The sequence below is a fragment of the Micromonospora sp. RV43 genome, from assembly GCF_001029515.1.
GTDB classification, from domain to species: Bacteria; Actinomycetota; Actinomycetes; order Mycobacteriales; family Micromonosporaceae; genus Micromonospora; species Micromonospora aurantiaca.
Window position 1 is genome coordinate 34,839 of sequence record NZ_LEKG01000039.1, and the last position, 16,268, is coordinate 51,106.

Below are 16,268 nucleotides of genomic sequence, written 5' to 3' on the forward strand. Positions count from 1 at the left end.
GCCACGCCGGTGCGGCCGGAATGTCGGGGGGTGCGGCTAGCCTGCGCGCATGACCGGCCCCGGAGACGTCCCGCCCGAGCACCTCGACCGCCTGCGGCCGGTCTGCCTCGGCCTGCCGGAGACCTACGAGGAGGCGGCCTGGGTGGGCGTCCGGTGGCGCGTCCGCGGCCGCACGTTCGCCCACGTGCTCACCGTCGACCCGGGCCACCAGGCGGCGTACGCACGGGCCGCGGCGACCGACGAGCCGGTCTGCGTGATGACGTTCCGCTCCCCCGGCGACGAGATCGCCGGGCTGCTCGCGGCCGGGCCGCACTTCTTCAAGCCGGACTGGGCCGCCGACGTGGTCGGCCTGCGGCTGGACGCGGACACGGACTGGACCGAGGTCGCCGAACTGCTCACCGAGAGCTACTGCGTGCTGGCCCCGAAGAAACTGGTCGCGCTCGTCGACCGGCCGGGCTGAGTCAGCCGAGCTTCTTGCGCAGCGTCTCGAACGCCAGGTCCGCCCGCAGCGGCACGCCGAACCGCTCGTCGCCGTACGGGAACGGGCTCAGCTCGCCGGTGCGGACGTAACCGCGCCGCTCGTACCAGCCGATCAGGTCGTCGCGCTGGACGATCACGGTCATCCGCATCTCACCGGCGTGCCACTGCTCGGCCGCGTAGCGCTCGGCCTCGGCCAGCAGATCCCGGCCCACGCCGCCGCCCTGCCGGCCGGGCGCGACAGCGAACATCCCGAAGTAGACGTGGTCGTCGCGGCGCTCCATCTGGCAGCAGGCCACCAGGTCGCCGTCCTGCTCGGCGACCAGCACCACGCCGTCCGGGCCGGTGACCGCGGCGGTCACCATCGCCGGGTCGGTGCGCTGCCCGGCCAGCAGGTCCGCCTCGTGGGTCCAGCCCTGCCGGCTGCGCTCACCCCGGTACGCCGACTCGATCAGGTCGACGAGGGCTGCCACGTCTTCGGGACGGGCGACCCGGACGGTACGGGGTGCGGGGCTGGTCATGGCGGTTCTCCACGGTCGCGGCGGCGTACCTGGTCAGCGTACGCACGCGGGTGTCCCGGACGGCGGCCGGGACCACCGGGCGGGACGGTTCGTGGTTCACTGCCCGGCATGGAGACGACAGTCGGCACGGCGGGCCTGCCGGCGGTCCTCGACCTGCCGGCCGGGCCGGTACGCGGCGGCCTGGTGGTGCTGCACGGCTCGCACGCCGAGCAGCACTCCTACTTCCTCTACGCCCATCTGGCCCGGCTGCTGCCTCCGGCCGGGATCGCGGTGCTGCGCTACGACCGCCGCCCTCGGATCGACGGGCACGACGTGCCGCTGGCCGACCAGGCCGAGGACGCGTCGGCGGCCGTGGCGGAGCTGCGCCGGCACGTCGGCTCGGCGCCGGTCGGGCTGTGGGGTTTCAGCCAGGGCGCGTGGGCGGCGGCCCTGACCGCCGTCCGGCACCCGGTCGACTTCCTGGTGCTGGTCGGGTGCAGCGCGGTGAGCCCCGCGGTCCAGATGCGCCACGGCACCGCCGAGCAGCTCCGCCGCAACGGCTACGGCCCGGCCGACCTCGCCGAGCTGGCCGAGCTGCGCCGCGTCGCCGAGAGATTCCAGCGCGGCGACGTGCCGCGCGCGGAGGCACAGGCGGCGATCGACGCGGCGGCCCGCCGCCGGTGGTTCCCGCTGGCGTTCCTGCCGAACGAACTGCCCGCGACGCCCGGCACCTGGACCGACATGGACTACGACCCGGCGCCGGTGCTGGCGCGGCTGACGTGCCCGGTGCTGCTCTGCTACGGCGAGACCGACGCGTGGATCCCGATCGAGGACAGCCTCGCGGTGTGGCGGCGGGCGGCGCGCGACGCCGAGCTGACGGTGGCCCGGCTGGCCGGCTGCGACCACGCCCCCACGCTCGGCGAGGGCGAGGATCTCGACAGCGTCAGCCCGCAGTACGAACGGGTCCTGCTGGACTGGCTCGACCGGCGGCTACCGCCCGCCGGCTGACCAGGCGGTCAGTCCCGGTACCGCAGCCCGGCGAGCAGCAGGCCGACCAGCCGGCGCGCGTCGTAGCGGGGATCGCTGTCCGCGCCGATGCAGAGGTTCCCGACGCCGCGCAGCAGCTGGTACGCGTCGACGTCCCGGCGGATCTCGCCGGCCTCGGCCGCGGCGTCCAGCAGCTCGGCGCAGACCGGTACCAGCCGGTCGACGAAGTAGCCGTGCAGCGCGTCGAACTGCCCGCTGTCCGCGCGCAGCGCGGCGGCGAGCCCGTGCTTGGTGACCAGCAGGTCGACGAACTGGTCGATCCACCGGGTCAGCGCGGCGTACGGGGTGGGTGCCTGCGCCAGGCAGACCGGGCCGGCTTCGGCGCACGCCTCGACCTGGTGCCGGTAGACCGCGACCACGAGGTCGGCGCGGGTCGGGAAGTGCCGGTAGACCGTACCCACGCCGACGCCTGCGGCGGCGGCGATGTCGCGTACCGGGGCCTCGACGCCGGAGGCGACGAACACCGCGGCGGCGGCGTCGAGCAGCGAGCGCTGGTTGCGCCGCGCGTCGGCCCGGCGTCGGCCCGGCCCGGTGGTGTCGGTCACGTTCGGCGTCCTCTCCTGGACTGCGGTTGTCAAACGGAACAGCGTTCCGTATCGTTACCGGAGCAATGTTCCGCATGGCCATCATGCCAGGCGGGACGAGAGATCACCGAGTCAGGCCGCGCCCGTCGCGGCCACCGGAGGGACACCCCATGCAGTACCGCACCCTGGGCCGCACCGGCGTACAGGTCAGCACGCTCGCGCTGGGCGCCATGAACCTCGGCCCGATCGGGCGCACCACCCAGGACGAGGCCACCGCGCTCGTCGGGGCCGCACTCGACGCCGGGATCAACCTGATCGACACCGCCGACGCCTACGGCAACGGGATCTCCGAGGAGATGGTCGGCCGGGCGATCGCCGGCCGCCGCGACGACGTGGTGCTGGCGACGAAGGCCGCCCTGCCCATGGGCGAGGAGCGCAACCGCCGGGGCGGCTCCCGGCGCTGGCTGGTCACCGCCCTGGAGGACAGCCTGCGCCGGCTCGGCGTCGACCACGTGGACCTCTACCAGATCCACCGCTGGGATCCGGCCACCAGCGACGAGGAGACGCTGTCGGCGCTGACCGACCTGCGGCAGGCCGGCAAGATCCGGTACTTCGGCACCTCCACCTACCCGGCCCACCGGCTGGTCGAGGCGCAGTGGGCGGCCCGCGAGCACCACCTCGGCCGGTACGTCACCGAGCAGCCCAGCTACTCGATCCTGCAACGCGGCATCGAGGCACACGTCCTGCCGGTAACACAGCACTACGGGCTCGGCGTCCTGGTCTGGAGCCCGCTCGCCTCGGGCTGGCTCTCCGGGGCGATCCGGGCCGGCCGCGAGATCACCACCCACCGGTCCACGTTCATGCCGCAGCGCTTCGACCCCACGGTCCCGGCCAACCAGGCCCGGCTCGACGCGGTGGAACGGCTGGCCGATGTCGCCGACGAAGCAGGACTCACGCTGATCCAGCTCGCACTCGGCTTCGTCACCGCGCACCCCGCCGTGACCAGCGCGATCATCGGTCCGCGCACGCCGGAACACCTGCACAGCCAGCTCGCCGCCGCGGGCACCGTCCTGGACGCCGACGTCCTGGACGCGATCGACGCGATCGTCGCCCCCGGCGTCGACCTGGCCCCGCAGGAGAAGCACGACACCCCGCCCGCCCTGCTCGACCCGGCGCTGCGCCGCCGCTGACCGCTACGCTGCCGCGCATGGACGCCGAGCTGCCCACCTTCGAGTTCGCCTTCCCCGGCCCGCTGCGCGACCAGCTCGTCGCCGCGGTGCTCGACGGGAGCAAGACCACCACCACCGGCCTGCTCCAGGACTACGAGATCGACGGTGAGCCGCTACCGGCCGTCGGCACCCGCTCGGCGGTGATCGACTCCGACGGCCGGCCGGTGGCGGTGATCGAGCTGGTCGAGGTCCGCGTCGCCCGCCTCGGCGACGTCGACCTCGACCACGCCCGGGACGAGGGCGAGGGGTTCGAGACGGTCGCCGCCTGGCGCGCCGGCCACGAACGGTTCTGGCACGGCGACGACTACCGCGGCTGGCTCGGCGACCCCGCGTTCACAGTGGACGACGACACCCCGGCCGTGCTGGAACGCTTCCGGCTGGTCGAGACGCTCTGACGGCGGCCGGGCTGGTCACTCCGCGGCGAGCCAGGCGCGCAGCTCGACGCCGTGCTCGTCCAGCTCCGGCGGCGGCAGGTCGTAGCGAGGTGGCGCCCCGGACAGGCCGATCGGATTCCGGATCCCCGGTACCCCGCCGGCCGTCACCACCGGCTCCAGGCCGAGCCCTTGAGCCAGCGCCACCCCCTCGGCCACCGAGTTGATCGGGCTGCACGGCACGCCCGCGGCACGCAGCTCGGCGAACCAGTCCGCGCTGCCGCGCCGGGACAGCGCCGCCACCAGCAGCGGCCGCAGCTCGTCGCGGTGCGCGACCCGGTCGGCGTTGCCGCGGAACCGCGCGTCGCCGGCCAGCTCCGGCACGCCTAGCACCCCGCAGAGGGTACGGAACTGGCCGTCGTTCCCGGCGATCACCACCAGCTCGCCGTCGGCGGTGGGCAGCGGCTCGTACGGCACGATGCTCGGGTGCGCGTTGCCCATCCGGTGCGGCGCCGCCGCACCCGCGACGTACGCGCTGGTGTGGTTGACCAGCCCGGACAACGCCGAGGAGAGCAGGTCCACGGTGACGTGCTGCCCACGACCGGTCTCCTCCCGGTGCCGCAGCGCGGCCAGGATCCCGACCGCCGCGTGCAGTCCGGCGATCACGTCGAACACCGCCACCCCGGCCTTGTAGGGCGGGCCGTCCGCGTCCCCGGTGAGGCTCATCAGCCCGGCGGCGGCCTGCACCATGAGGTCGTACCCCGGCAGGTCGGCACCCCCGGCGTCGCCGAAGCCGCTGATCGAGGCGTACACCAGGCGGGCGTTGCGGGCCGTGACCGCGTCGTGGTCGAGGCCGAAGCGGCGCAGCGCGCCCGGACGGAAGTTCTGGATCAGCACGTCGGCCCGGTCGGCCAACCGGTGGGCCAGCGTCAGGTCACCAGGATCGGTCAGGTCGAGCACCAGCGAGCGCTTGTTGCGGTTGACCGCCAGGTAGTAGGTGGCCACGTCGTCGCGCACCGGGGGCAGCCAGCCGCGGGTGTCGTCACCGCCGGGCGCCTCCACCTTGACCACGTCGGCGCCGAGGTCGGCCAGGAGCATGGTCGCGTACGGCCCGGCGAGGATCCGGGAGAAGTCGGCGACCAGCACCCCGCGCAACGGACCCGACATGCCACCCTCCCTCGCCGCCGACCACGATGACACATACCCGACGGCACGCCCGGCAGGGGTGGCCGAGGACGCCCTCCTGGCCCTTCGTGGCGCGGCGCCTGTCCGCGCACAAACGCCCCCGGGCAGGTACGGCTGGTCGGCGCGCTGCCCCGCAACGCGATGGGCAAGGTGCAGAAGTCCCGGCTGACCGAGGTGTGACCGGCCGCCTCAGCGGGCCGCGGCCGCCCGGCGGACGAGCCGGCGGGCTTCGTCCGGCGGCACGCCCGTGGCGCGCAGCAGGTCGTTGGCGACGGTCCGCAACTGCGAGACCACGATGGTGCCGGAGAAGCCGATGTCCTGCCGGCACGCCTCGCCCGCGTCGCGCACCGCGCGCAGCACCCGCTCCCGGGCGGCGACCGGCTCCTCGGCGGCCAGGAACTCCCGGTGCAGCAGCCGGATCGCCTCGCTGAAGTGCTCGAGCGCGGCTGGTAGCTGCGGCGGCACCGGCTCCCGGTCCCGCAACGTGGTGCCGATCCGGCGGACCATGCCGCGGCTGTTGCGGAACGCCCGGTCCAGGTGCTCGGCGCCGTGCCGGTACGCGGCCAGGGCCCGCCGTCGCCGCCAGCGCACCGGGGAGAACCGGACCACCTCGTCGGCGGCGGTGACCATCTCGTCGATCTGGTCCAGCTCCGCCTCGGCGGCGCGCATCCGGACCAGCACCTCGTCGGCCGCGCGCACGTCGGCCCGCGCCAGCGCCTCCGCCGACGCGGTCATCTGGCACGCGAACCTGTCGAGCGCCGGGTCGGCGACGCGGCGGACCGCGCGCAGCGGGTTCAACGGCGCGATCACCAGCACCACGAGCAGGCCGACCACACCGCCGACGAGCGCGTTGACGGTCCGGGGCAGCTCCAGGTCGGGCGACACCGGGGTCAGCGTGGCGACCAGGACCGCCGTGCCGCCGGCCTGGGTGACGAGCGCGCCGGTGCCGCGGACGAGCACCGCCGCGGTGACCGCCAGGAACACGATCACGCCGGTCTGCCACGGCCCGGTGCCCAGGAGACCCACCAGCAGGTCACCGAGGACGATGCCGAGCACGACACCGGCCACCAGCTCCACGGTCCGCCGGGTGCGGTTGCCGAGCGAGGCGGCGATGACGCTCACCGCCGCGGCCGGCGCGAACGTCGGGTCCGGGTTACCGAGCACCTCCCGGGCTACCGTCCAGGCCAGCGCGGCGGCCAGGCCGGCCTGGACCGCCACGAGGAAGTACGTCCGCAGCCTCCGGTGACCGGTCCGGCCCACATCACGCACCCGGTCGACGACAGCCCGCATGTACCGGGGTACCCGCGGCCGACCGCTCGAATCTCATCCGGGGTACGCCATCGTGCCGGTCAGCGCCACCACACCGGGCAGCCGGGTGTCCTGGCGCAGGAACTGCACCACCACGGGAACCGGGGAGCGCAGCACGCAGCCGTACGGGCGGTCCAGCCGCACGGCCTCCGGATCGATCAGGTCGTTGACCCGGACGTGCCGGATGCGGCGGGCGCCGACCAGCAGCCGGTACGGCCCCACCGGCTCGGTGTCCTGGTAGTAGAAGTCCAGTTCCACAGCGGCGTCCCGGTCACCGGCGTTGAGGACGCAGAGCTGGTCGAAGGCGGTGAACGCCGGTTCCGGGCCGTGCGCGGGGAACGGCACGTGCCCGCCGGGCACCACCCAGACCCGGGCGCCGACGGGCGCGCTCACTGCTCCTCCAGCAGCCGGGCCAGGTCCGGCGTGAGGAACACCCCGTCCGGGTCGAGCCGGCGGCGCACCGCCTGGAAGTCGTCCCAGCGGGGAAAGAGGGGACGCAGTTCCCGCGCGCCGAGCCAGTGCTTCTTGCCCCAGTGCGGGCGCCCGTCGTAGTGCCGGAACACCGCCTCCACGTCCCGGAAGTACTCCTCGTACGGCAGTGAGGTGTTCTGCAGGCAGGCGATCGTGGTGGTGGGCCGGCCGTAGGCGTTGCTGAGCCAGATGTCGTCCGCGGCGATGGTGCGCACCAGCACCCGCCAGGCGGCCACCCGGCGGTGCCGGTCGCGCACCCGGCGGCGTACCTCGGCGAAGCACGCCGGGAACGCCTCCGACGGCAGCATGTACTCGATCTCCTCGAAGCGCAGCTCCCGTTCCCGGGGAATGGTGCGGTGGGTCGGCCCGACCTGGCTCTGCCGGGGCTCGCCGTCCGGCAACCGGACGTCCGCCCGGTCCGGCGCGGCGTCCGTGTCGATGCGGTTGATCACCCGGATCTGCGTCCGGTCGCTGCGCGGGTACCAGTAGAAGTCCATGTTGCGGTTGGTGTGCTGGAGTTCGGCGAGGTGGTCCAGGGTCCAGTCGAGGTGCGTGCACCAGGAGCGGCGGTGCAGCTGATAGGTCGGCTGCACGTCGAGCGTGATCCGGGTGACCACGCCCAGCGCGCCGAGGGAGAGACGGACGGCGGGCAGCAGGTCCGGGTTGCGGCGCGCGTCCACGTCCAGCACGTCGCCGGTGCCGGTGACCAGGCGCACGCCGGTGACCTGGGTGCTCAGGTTCCCGAAGCCGATGCCGGTGCCGTGGGTGCCGGTGGCGGTCGCCCCGGCGATCGACTGGTAGTCGACGTCACCCAGGTTGTCCATGGCCAGCCCGGCGTCGTAGAGCCCCTCGCCGAGCGCCCGGAGCTTGGTGCCGGCCCACGCGGTCGCGAGCCGCCCGTCGTCGGAGATCACGCCGGACAGCCGGTCCAGGCCGAGCAGGATCCCGTCGGTACGCACCAGCGGGCTGGACGAGTGCCCCGAACCGACCGGACGGATGGTGGCGCCGGTGGCCCGGGCACGGCGCACCAGGTCGCACACCTCGGCCTCGTCGGCCGGCTCGGCCCGGTCCGCCGGCGTGAAGCGGAGACTGCCGGACCAGTTCACGAATTCGCGTGTCACAGCGGCCCCTCCCCGACCGGCTTACCCGTGCCCGCCCGGGGTAGTCGCCGCCGCGCCGTGACCGCCGCCGCCGGGCGGCCCGGCGTGACCCGCACCCCGCCGGGAACCAGCGCGGCGCTCCCGACGACTATCCCTACATGGTGTGTGAGCAGTGGCGGGAGATCCTGTCGGCACAGCTGGACGGTGAGGCGTCCGAGTCGGAGATCGAGGCGGCCGAGGCGCACCTGACCGGCTGCGCCGGCTGCCGCGGCTGGTTCGACTCGGCCGCGTCGGTGACCCGGCGGGCCCGTACGCAGCTCGCCCCGCGGGTGCCCGACCTGGTCGACGCGGTCCTGGCCGCCGCTCCCCCGCCCCGGCCCAGCCGCCGCCACCGGATCACGCTCGGGCTGCGCGGGGCGCTCGGGCTGCTCGGCGCGGTGCAGCTCGTACTCGGCCTGGCCCAGATCGGCCGGGAGGCGGTCGTCACCCACGCACACACCTCCGGCCAACACCTGTGGCACGAGTCTGCGGCGTGGAACGTCGCAGTCGGCGCCGGGTTCCTCTACGTGGCCGCGCGCCGGTCCGCCCCGTCCGGCCTGCTGCCGATGCTCAGCGCGTTCGTCGCCACGCTCGTGCTGCTGTCGGTGAACGACCTGATCACCGGGCAGGTGGCGATGACCCGGCTGGTCAGCCACGGTTTCCTGCTGGTCGGCTGGGCCGTGATGCTGGTGCTGTCCCGCCTCGGCCGGCGCCCCGGCGACACCCCGCCCGGTCAGCGCCGGCCGGCCGGATCCCGGTGGGCGCTGCCGACCGAGGAACCGGCCGCGCCGGCGCTGCGGCTGGTGCCGCCCGGCCCGTACCCCGCACAGGCCCGCGACCGGCGCGCCGCCTGACGGCCCGCGGCGCGGGTCTCCGGCTCGCGGCGTCCCTGCGGCCCTCGGTCGCGGTCGGGCCCCGGCCGGTCGCGGGCCCCGCAGGCCTCGGCGGTCGTGGTCTCGGCGGTCGTGGTGTCAGCGCGCCCGGCGGTCGCGGGCGTCGCCGGACCAGGCGGCGACCAGGTCCTCCCGGGCGCGGGCCACGCGGGAGCGGATGGTGCCCACCGGGCATCCGCACACCTCGGCCGCCTCGGCGTAGGACAGGCCGAGCACCTGGGTGGCCACGAACGCCTCCCGCCGGTCCGGCGCCAACGTGGCGATGAGACCGCGCAGCACCACCCCGTCCTCCCCGCCGCCGGTCACCGCGCCGGCCGCCTCCGCGGCGGCCTGCCAGTCCGGCAGCGCCGCGACCCGGGGCCGGGCGGTCGCCGCCCGCACGTGGTCCACCGCGACCCGGCGGGCGATCGTGAAGATCCAGGTACGCGCCGACGACCGGCCCGCGAAGCCGGGCAGGCTGCGCAGCGCGCGCAGGAAGGTCTCCTGGGCCAGGTCGTCGGCCTCGGCGGGCCCGGCCAGGTGGGCGAGGAAACGCCACACCGGCGCCTGGAGGGCCCTGACGAACGCGGCAGCGGCCAGCTGGTCACCCCGGGCGGCGCGTCGTGCCCACCCGGTCACCTGCTCGTCGTCGTCCGGGCTCATCCGCGGCCGGCCCGCCGGTCCGGCATGCTCATGCCGGACGGTACGGATGCGCGCCCCGCTCGGTTCATCAGTGGCGTCCCTCCTGCCGGCGCCGGAGTCCGGTCGCCCCCGGTTGGTCGGCCGGCGGGTCAGGAAAGTTCCCTCGCTGTCAGTCGTCAACGGAGACGGTGACCGGCCCGACCCGCAGGACGCCGTCGGTGAGCGGCGAGCACCGGACGCCGCCGCGGCGGCGCATCGCCTTCCACGTGCCGGGGGCGACCACCACGTCGAGCCAGGCGCAGGGCGGGGCGGCCCGGTGCACCCGCAGCCGGACCGGGCCGTCGCCGGAGTCGAGCGTGAGCACGCGCCCGACCAGATCGTCCACCGGGATGCCCTCGGTGAGCACGTTGCGCCGCAGCTGGGTGAGGTCCGCGCCGGGCGGCAGCGACTCCCGCGCGATCAGCGTGACGCTCGCCTGACGGTGCGCGGGACGGCCGAAGTAGCGGTCACCGACGATGCCGAGCCCGGCGTGTAGCTCCACCCGGTCCACCAGCTCGCCCGGTGGCGCGGGGGCGGGTCCGTCCGCCGGGCGGCCCACGTACCGGTGCACGGGTGAGGCCAGCAACTGGACGATCCGCGGCATGCGCGAAGTCTAATCGGGGGCATACCACCGCCAAACCGGACGATAGCCGCGCTCACGTATCCGCGCCCTCCGCAGGGCGTTGTACCAGGTGTGACGGCGAGGCGACCCGAAGCGATCGGGGCTCATCCGCAGCGGCGACTGGCCTGGGCGCGGCGCGAGAACGAGCGCGGGCGCCAGGCGTACGAGACGGCGGCCCGGACCTGGCGCCGCCGCGCCGACCACCTCGACCGGCTGTCGATGGAGGCGGCGGGCTTCCACGGCTGCCCACTGCCCGGCACCGCGCTGCCGGTGCCGCTGGACGACGGCGAGGTCGTCTACCGCATCCTGCCCACAGTCGACCTGGTCGAGGCGACGGCCCGGCACCTGCCCGGGCTGCCGGTGCCGGGCCGCACGCTCGCCGGTTGTCTCGACCCGTCCGACGGCCCGCTGCCGGCGGGACTGCGCGTGGTGGACAGCGGCACCGCCGTGGTGACCGACCGGCGGGTGGCCTTCGCCGGGCAGAACGCCCGGCGGGACTGGCCGCTGCGGGACGTGCGCGGCCTCGGGCACCACCCGGACCGTCCGGTCACCCTGCTGCACGACGCGGACGGCGGCGCCCCGGCGGGCCTGCGCGTACCGGCCCCGGGCGCGGCGAACACCAGGTTCTACCTCACCCTCGCCCACGCCGGTGCCACCGGCACACGGCAGGCGGTCGTCGAGGACGTCGAGGCGCTGCGGTCCGCCCACCGGGCCGCCCGGCCCCGGCCTCCCCGGCCGCTCGGCCCGTGGGACGCCCCGGCCGACCGGGCACTCCCCCAGCGGCTGGCCGCGGCGGGCGTCGCGGCGGCGGCCGTGCTGCTGGGCGTCACCTCCGCCGGCACCTGGACGGCGACAGCCGGGCAGACCGATCCGGCGCACGGACAGGCGACCGCGCCCGCCACCACGGCCGCACCGCCCGCGCCCGGGGTGCCGCCCGTGGCGACTCCGGTCGACCCGTCGTCGCCGGTGGTCCGGCCGACCCGGCCCGCGCCGCCACCGAAGCGCCTCCCGAACGCGACCGCAGAGTCCGGGGCGCGGGTCCTCACCACCGCACCGCCCGTCGCCGGGTCGCCGCCGGCACGGGTCGGCGACCGCCCGTCGACGCCCGTCGAGCCGCCCAGCCCTCCCGCCGACCAGGTGACTCCGGCGCCGACCGCGAGCCCGACGAGCGACCCGGATCCGACCGGAGAGCCCGGTCCCACCGGCGACCCGAGCCCGACCGCCTCATCCGAGGCGGCCCTGCTGGACCTGGTGGGCCAGGTGGGCCGACGGCTCGGCCTGGCCGTAAGGCTCGGCGCGACAGCCCAGGTGGACGCGGCCCTCTCCTGACCCCGCGGAGTCGAGTGCCAGCCGGGGATGAAGGTGCCGCCGCCCTCGGCGTACCGGTCGAGGACGGCGAACGAGGTGGCCGCGCCCGGGCTGCTGGTCGGCTGTGCCCGGGCGGTTGCCCCGGCGACTGCTTGATCGCACCCGTAGCGGCCGCTTGATCGACACCCGTGGTGGCCGCTTGATCGACACCATTACGCCGAGCTGGCGGCATTCGGCCGGCTCTGATGCCGCCACCTCGGCGAGCTGGCGCCGCACCGTCAGCCGGTGAGCAGCGAGCGGGCGGGCGGCCTGCCACAGTGGCCAGAGCAGGGCCGGCACGGCGACCGCCAGGCACGACAGGTAGCGGCTGCTCTCGATCGGCGTCTGCCCGGCCGCGTTGCTCACCGCGTACGCGCCGAGCACACCCGCCGCGCCGCCGAGCAGCGCCAGCCGCACCCCGGCCTGCACCCGCTCCGGAGAGTCCTGCCCGCCCGAGGTACGGCGAAGCGTGTGCCACGCGGTGAACGCGGCGAGGACCAGCAGCACCGGAAACGCGACGGCCCACCAGAGCTGCCAGGTGGCACACCGGCCGGGGAGCAGAAGCCCATCGCCAGCGGCGGCCCGAGGACCAGCGCGCCGTGCAGCCGGTCCGCCCAGTCGGCAGGTGCGCCGGTGCCACCGGCCGCCAGTACCGCGGTCACCGGGTTGCGGCCGTGCCGGATGCTGTCCACGAGCATCGGCGCCGCGCCCAGCAGCAGCGCGCCGGTCAGCACCACCCCGGCCCGGCCGGCCAGCTCCCGCCACCGGCGGGCCACGAGCAGCACGCCGAGCGTCAGCACGTACGGCAGGATCAGCGGGTCCACCCAGAGCAGCACCCCGGCGACCAGTCCCCAGGCCGCCCAGCGGGGCAGCCGCGCGCCCGCCCCGGTCACGCAGAGCCCGACCGTCAGCAGCGCCAGCGCGGCACCGGCCGGGTTCAGCTCCGGGTAGCCGCCACCGGCGATCAGCTGGTTCTTCACCACCCGGTCCGCGCCGAGCGCCAGCACGGCGACGACGAGCAGCGCGTACCAGCGGTCACCGCCGAGCCGCCGGGTCAGCCGCCAGGACAGCAGCAGGAACAACGCGTACAGCGCCAGCGTGGGCACCCGCAGCACGAGCACCGACGGCCCGGCCAGCGCGACCAGCGGCGCGGCCAGGTACGCCTCCAGCGTGCCCATGTACGCCTGGCCGTAGAACCACACCGGGAAGCCGTCACCGCGGGCGATGTGCAGGGCGGCCAGCCCCATCGTCGCCTCGTCGCTGTTGGTGGGCGGCGCGTCGGCGAACAGCAGCGCCAGCCGGTAGCCCACACCGGCGAACCCGACGAGCAGGGCGAGCAGCGTCGGCAACGGCAGCCGCCGGGGTGTACGAGGGCGCACGGCTTCGCGTGGCTCCTCGCGTACCCCGGCGGTCATGCCTGTGATCATGGCATCCGGCAGGCGGCCGGCGGCGGGTGACGCGGTGGTCGGCCGGCCTCAGCCGGCGACGGTGACCTCCCGGCGGGCGTCGAGCGCCTGCTGGTAGAGGCGGCCCGCGCGGTACGACGAGCGGACCAGGGGACCACTCATCACGCCCGCGAAGCCGATCTCCTCGGCCTCCTCGCGCAGCTCGACGAACTCCTCCGGCTTGACCCAGCGGGTCACCGGGTGGTGCCGGGGGGAGGGGCGCAGGTACTGCGTGATGGTGATCAGTTCGCAGCCCGCCTCGTGCAGGTCGCGCAGCGCCTGGGACACCTCGGCGCGCTCCTCGCCCATGCCGAGGATCAGGTTGCTCTTGGTGACCAGGCCGTCGGCCCGCGCCTGGCGGATCACGTCCAGCGAACGCTCGTAGCGGAACGCCGGGCGGATCCGCTTGAAGATGCGCGGCACGGTCTCCACGTTGTGGGCCAGCACCTCGGGCCGCGAGCCGAAGACCTCGGCGAGCTGCTCGGGCACCGCGTTGAAGTCGGGGATCAGCAGCTCGACACCGCAGCCGGACTGCAGCGCGTGGATCTGCCGGACCGTCTCGGCGTACAGCCAGGCCCCGCCGTCGGGCAGGTCGTCGCGGGCGACACCGGTGATGGTCGCGTAGCGCAGGCCCATCGCGGCGACCGACTCGGCGACGCGCCGCGGCTCGTCGGCGTCGAACTCGGCCGGCTTGCCGGTGTCGATCTGGCAGAAGTCGCAGCGCCGGGTGCACTGGTCACCACCGATGAGGAAGGTGGCCTCCCGGTCCTCCCAGCACTCGTAGATGTTGGGGCAGCCGGCTTCCTGGCACACGGTGTGCAGCCCTTCGCGCGAGACGAGCCCGCGCAACTGGGTGTACTCCGGGCCCATCTTGGCCTTGACCTTGATCCACGGCGGCTTGCGCTCGATCGGCGTCTCGGCGTTGCGCGCCTCGATCCGCAGCATCCGCCGCCCCTCCGGGGCGACAGTCGCGGTGCGCGCTGGCTGCTCAGTCGTCGGCGCGGATTGCTCGATCGTCACAAAACCGAGCGTACGCCGGTCGGTGCCGGTCGATGAACGAGGGCGACGGCCGTCACGCCGGAATGGCTGTGACACCGGACACCAGGGGCGAAAAAACCCGGTCACAGCGCGGCGCGTGCGGTGCTAGCGTGCCGGGCAGAGCTGTGACGGAGCCGAGTAACGGGCCGATCCGCCAGTCGAGAGAGCCGCCGGTTGCTGTGAGGCGGTCTGGCGCCGGTCCGCGAAGACCCTCCCGAGCTGCGGGAAGAACGGCGTTTCGCGCCCAGTAGAGCCCGCCCGGCCGGCCCCGGTGAAAAGGCGACGAACGAGGCTCCCGCCCTGGCGGGGGCGAAGGTGTGGTGGCACCGCGAGGTTCCCGCTCGCCCACACCTCCCTGGGGATCGCGTTGCGATTGGTCAAGGAGGTAGTCGTCGTGCAACGCATCCTGTCCACAGAACTCCCCGCCCGTGTGGGCGCCACAGTGCGGCTCGCCGGCTGGGTCCGCCGCCGCCGGCTGCTCAAGTCGGTGGCCTTCCTGATCGTCCGGGACGCCGCCGGGCTCGCCCAGGTGGTGGTCGCCGCGCCCGCCGTGCGGGAGCAGGTCGAGGCGCTCACCGAGGAGACTGTCGTCGAGGTCGTCGGCACGGTGGTCGCGAACCCCACCGCGCCCGCCGGGGTCGAGGTCGTCGAGCCGACGGTACGTCCGCTCGGGCCGCCCGCCGTCCCGCCCCCGTTCGACCTGTACCGGCCGGTGCTCACCGCCACCCTGCCCACTCAGCTCGACCACGCGCCGGTCGCGCTGCGGCACCCGGTCCGCTCCGCCGCGCTGCGGATCTCGGCGGCGGCCGTGTCCGGCTTCCGGGCCACGCTCGACGGGCGGGGCTTCGTCGAGGTGCACACGCCGAAGGTGGTCGCCTCGTCCACCGAGAGCGGAGCTAACGTGTTCGCGCTGGACTGGTTCGGGCGGCCGGCCTACCTGGCGCAGTCGCCGCAGTTCTACAAGCAGCTCATGGTCGGCGTCTTCGAGCGGGTGTACGAGGTGGGGCCGGTGTTCCGCGCCGAGCCGCACGACACGGTGCGCCACCTGGCCCAGTACACGTCGCTCGACGTGGAGCTGGGCTTCGTGGCCGACCACCGGGACGTGATGGCGGTGCTGCGGGAGACGCTGGCCGGGATGGTGGCGACGGTCGGCGAGCGGGCCGGTGGCGCGCTGGCGACGCTCGGCGTGACGGTGCCGGAGGTGCCGGCCGAGATCCCGGCGGTGCACTTCACCGACGCGCTGAAGATCGCCGGAGCGCCGGCGGACGAACCCGACCTTGCGCCGGCGCACGAGCGGGCGCTGGGGGAGTGGGCGCTCCGCGAGCACGGCAGCGACTTCCTCTTCGTCACCGGGTACCCGATGGCGAAGCGCCCCTTCTACACCCATCCGGACCCGGCCCGGCCCGCGTACTCCAACGGTTTCGACCTGCTGTTCCGGGGCGTGGAGCTGGTGACCGGCGGGCAGCGGCTGCACCGGCACGCCGACTACCTGGCCGCCCTGGCGGCGCGGGGCGAGCCGGTGGAGCCGTACGCCGGGTACGTGGACGCGTTCCGGCACGGCATGCCGCCGCACGGCGGTTTCGCGATCGGGCTGGAGCGGTTCGTCGCCCGGCTGACCGGCGCGGCGAACGTCCGGGAGGTGACCGCCTTCCCGCGCGACCTGCACCGCATCACGCCCTGACGGCGGGGCGCGGGCTCGCCATCGGGACCGTCGGTCTTGCCGCCGCAGCCGCCCTCCCGAATCGGCTCGGATCTGCCACTGAGCGTGACGAGAGGTGCTCGGCCTTGCGGTCACGCTCGGTGAGGGTTGTTTCGGGGTGGTCGAGTTGCCCTCGACGCCGGTGGATTGCGCTGAGCTGGGGTTATGGCGGACGGGCCTCGGGAGGGAGGGAAGGGTGTCTGCGCCCTTTGCTCTGCAGCCACGGGCGCAGCGGTCGACCGGGAGTGACCGTTGCGGATCCGGCTGCAGAGCAAAGTCGGCGGGAGGCCACATGCTGCGGGCGCAGCCTTGT

16 protein-coding genes and 1 pseudogene are annotated in these 16,268 nt (G+C 74.8%); 7 read left to right on the forward strand and 10 right to left on the reverse strand.

Annotated elements, in window-relative coordinates; translation table 11 throughout:
• Positions 1-49: 49 nt before the first annotated feature.
• Positions 50-460, forward strand: coding sequence for an MmcQ/YjbR family DNA-binding protein (locus ABD52_RS12655; RefSeq protein WP_030272444.1), 411 nt, complete (start codon positions 50-52; stop codon positions 458-460).
• A 1-nt stretch (position 461) separates the two neighbouring features.
• Here the strand turns inward: ABD52_RS12655 and ABD52_RS12660 are convergent, their stop codons facing one another.
• Positions 462-998 carry a GNAT family N-acetyltransferase gene (locus ABD52_RS12660; protein ID WP_047891922.1) on the reverse strand — a complete coding sequence of 179 codons (537 nt, stop codon included), beginning with the start codon at positions 996-998 and terminating at the stop codon, positions 462-464.
• 108 nt (positions 999-1,106) lie between these two features.
• On the opposite strand from ABD52_RS12660, the gene ABD52_RS12665 reads away from it, so the two are divergent.
• Positions 1,107-1,985, forward strand: a complete 879-nt coding sequence (locus ABD52_RS12665; RefSeq protein ID WP_047891923.1) for a S9 family peptidase — start codon at positions 1,107-1,109, stop codon at positions 1,983-1,985.
• Positions 1,986-1,993: 8 nt separating this feature from the next.
• Here ABD52_RS12665 and ABD52_RS12670 read toward each other — a convergent pair whose 3' ends face one another.
• Positions 1,994-2,569, reverse strand: coding sequence for a TetR/AcrR family transcriptional regulator (locus tag ABD52_RS12670; protein WP_047891924.1), 576 nt, complete (start codon positions 2,567-2,569; stop codon positions 1,994-1,996).
• A 149-nt stretch (positions 2,570-2,718) separates the two neighbouring features.
• Between ABD52_RS12670 and ABD52_RS12675 the strand changes: the two genes are divergently transcribed.
• Both ABD52_RS12675 and ABD52_RS12680 read left to right on the forward strand, forming a co-directional pair.
• Positions 2,719-3,738, forward strand: a complete 1,020-nt coding sequence (locus tag ABD52_RS12675) for an aldo/keto reductase (RefSeq protein WP_047891925.1) — start codon at positions 2,719-2,721, stop codon at positions 3,736-3,738.
• A gap of 17 nt (positions 3,739-3,755) precedes the next feature.
• Positions 3,756-4,172 carry an ASCH domain-containing protein gene (locus tag ABD52_RS12680; RefSeq protein ID WP_047891926.1) on the forward strand — a complete coding sequence of 139 codons (417 nt, stop codon included), beginning with the start codon at positions 3,756-3,758 and terminating at the stop codon, positions 4,170-4,172.
• A 15-nt stretch (positions 4,173-4,187) separates the two neighbouring features.
• On the opposite strand, the gene ABD52_RS12685 is transcribed toward ABD52_RS12680, so the two are convergent.
• The 4 genes from ABD52_RS12685 to ABD52_RS12700 form a co-directional block, all read right to left on the reverse strand.
• A complete protein-coding gene (locus tag ABD52_RS12685; RefSeq protein WP_047891927.1) occupies positions 4,188-5,315 on the reverse strand; it encodes a CaiB/BaiF CoA-transferase family protein in 1,128 nt (375 codons plus the stop codon).
• A 207-nt stretch (positions 5,316-5,522) separates the two neighbouring features.
• Positions 5,523-6,623 carry an FUSC family protein gene (locus ABD52_RS12690; protein WP_047891928.1) on the reverse strand — a complete coding sequence of 367 codons (1,101 nt, stop codon included), beginning with the start codon at positions 6,621-6,623 and terminating at the stop codon, positions 5,523-5,525.
• A 33-nt stretch (positions 6,624-6,656) separates the two neighbouring features.
• The gene (locus ABD52_RS12695) at positions 6,657-7,034 is read right to left on the reverse strand and encodes a sensory rhodopsin transducer (protein ID WP_013286176.1); all 378 of its coding nucleotides are present in this window, start codon (positions 7,032-7,034) and stop codon (positions 6,657-6,659) included.
• A complete protein-coding gene (locus tag ABD52_RS12700) occupies positions 7,031-8,233 on the reverse strand; it encodes a D-arabinono-1,4-lactone oxidase (RefSeq protein ID WP_047891929.1) in 1,203 nt (400 codons plus the stop codon). Before ABD52_RS12700 ends, ABD52_RS12695 begins: the two co-directional genes overlap by 4 nt.
• Before the next feature lie 137 nt (positions 8,234-8,370).
• Between ABD52_RS12700 and ABD52_RS12705 the strand changes: the two genes are divergently transcribed.
• Complete coding sequence (locus ABD52_RS12705; RefSeq protein WP_047891930.1) at positions 8,371-9,105, forward strand: zf-HC2 domain-containing protein; 735 nt, start codon at positions 8,371-8,373, stop codon at positions 9,103-9,105.
• Positions 9,106-9,222: 117 nt separating this feature from the next.
• Here ABD52_RS12705 and ABD52_RS12710 read toward each other — a convergent pair whose 3' ends face one another.
• Together ABD52_RS12710 and ABD52_RS12715 are read right to left on the reverse strand one after the other, a co-directional pair.
• Complete coding sequence (locus ABD52_RS12710) at positions 9,223-9,786, reverse strand: sigma-70 family RNA polymerase sigma factor (RefSeq protein WP_013286173.1); 564 nt, start codon at positions 9,784-9,786, stop codon at positions 9,223-9,225.
• 148 nt (positions 9,787-9,934) lie between these two features.
• Positions 9,935-10,408: a molybdenum cofactor biosysynthesis protein gene (locus ABD52_RS12715; RefSeq protein ID WP_013286172.1), complete on the reverse strand. Its 474-nt coding sequence runs from the start codon at positions 10,406-10,408 to the stop codon at positions 9,935-9,937.
• 90 nt (positions 10,409-10,498) lie between these two features.
• On the opposite strand from ABD52_RS12715, the gene ABD52_RS12720 reads away from it, so the two are divergent.
• Entirely contained in the window at positions 10,499-11,755 is a 1,257-nt protein-coding gene (locus ABD52_RS12720) for a hypothetical protein (protein WP_047891931.1), read from the forward strand.
• Between the two features lie 279 nt (positions 11,756-12,034).
• On the opposite strand, the pseudogene ABD52_RS12725 reads toward ABD52_RS12720, so the two are convergent.
• Together ABD52_RS12725 and lipA are read right to left on the reverse strand one after the other, a co-directional pair.
• Positions 12,035-13,200: pseudogene (locus ABD52_RS12725) on the reverse strand (DUF423 domain-containing protein); the annotation flags it as partial.
• Positions 13,201-13,248: 48 nt separating this feature from the next.
• Positions 13,249-14,238, reverse strand: coding sequence for a lipoyl synthase (lipA, locus tag ABD52_RS12730; protein WP_013287743.1), 990 nt, complete (start codon positions 14,236-14,238; stop codon positions 13,249-13,251).
• Between the two features lie 412 nt (positions 14,239-14,650).
• Here lipA and aspS point away from each other — a divergent pair, with 412 nt between their 5' ends.
• The gene (aspS, locus tag ABD52_RS12735) at positions 14,651-15,937 is read left to right on the forward strand and encodes an aspartate--tRNA(Asn) ligase (protein WP_047891932.1); all 1,287 of its coding nucleotides are present in this window, start codon (positions 14,651-14,653) and stop codon (positions 15,935-15,937) included.
• Positions 15,938-16,268 lie beyond the last annotated feature (331 nt).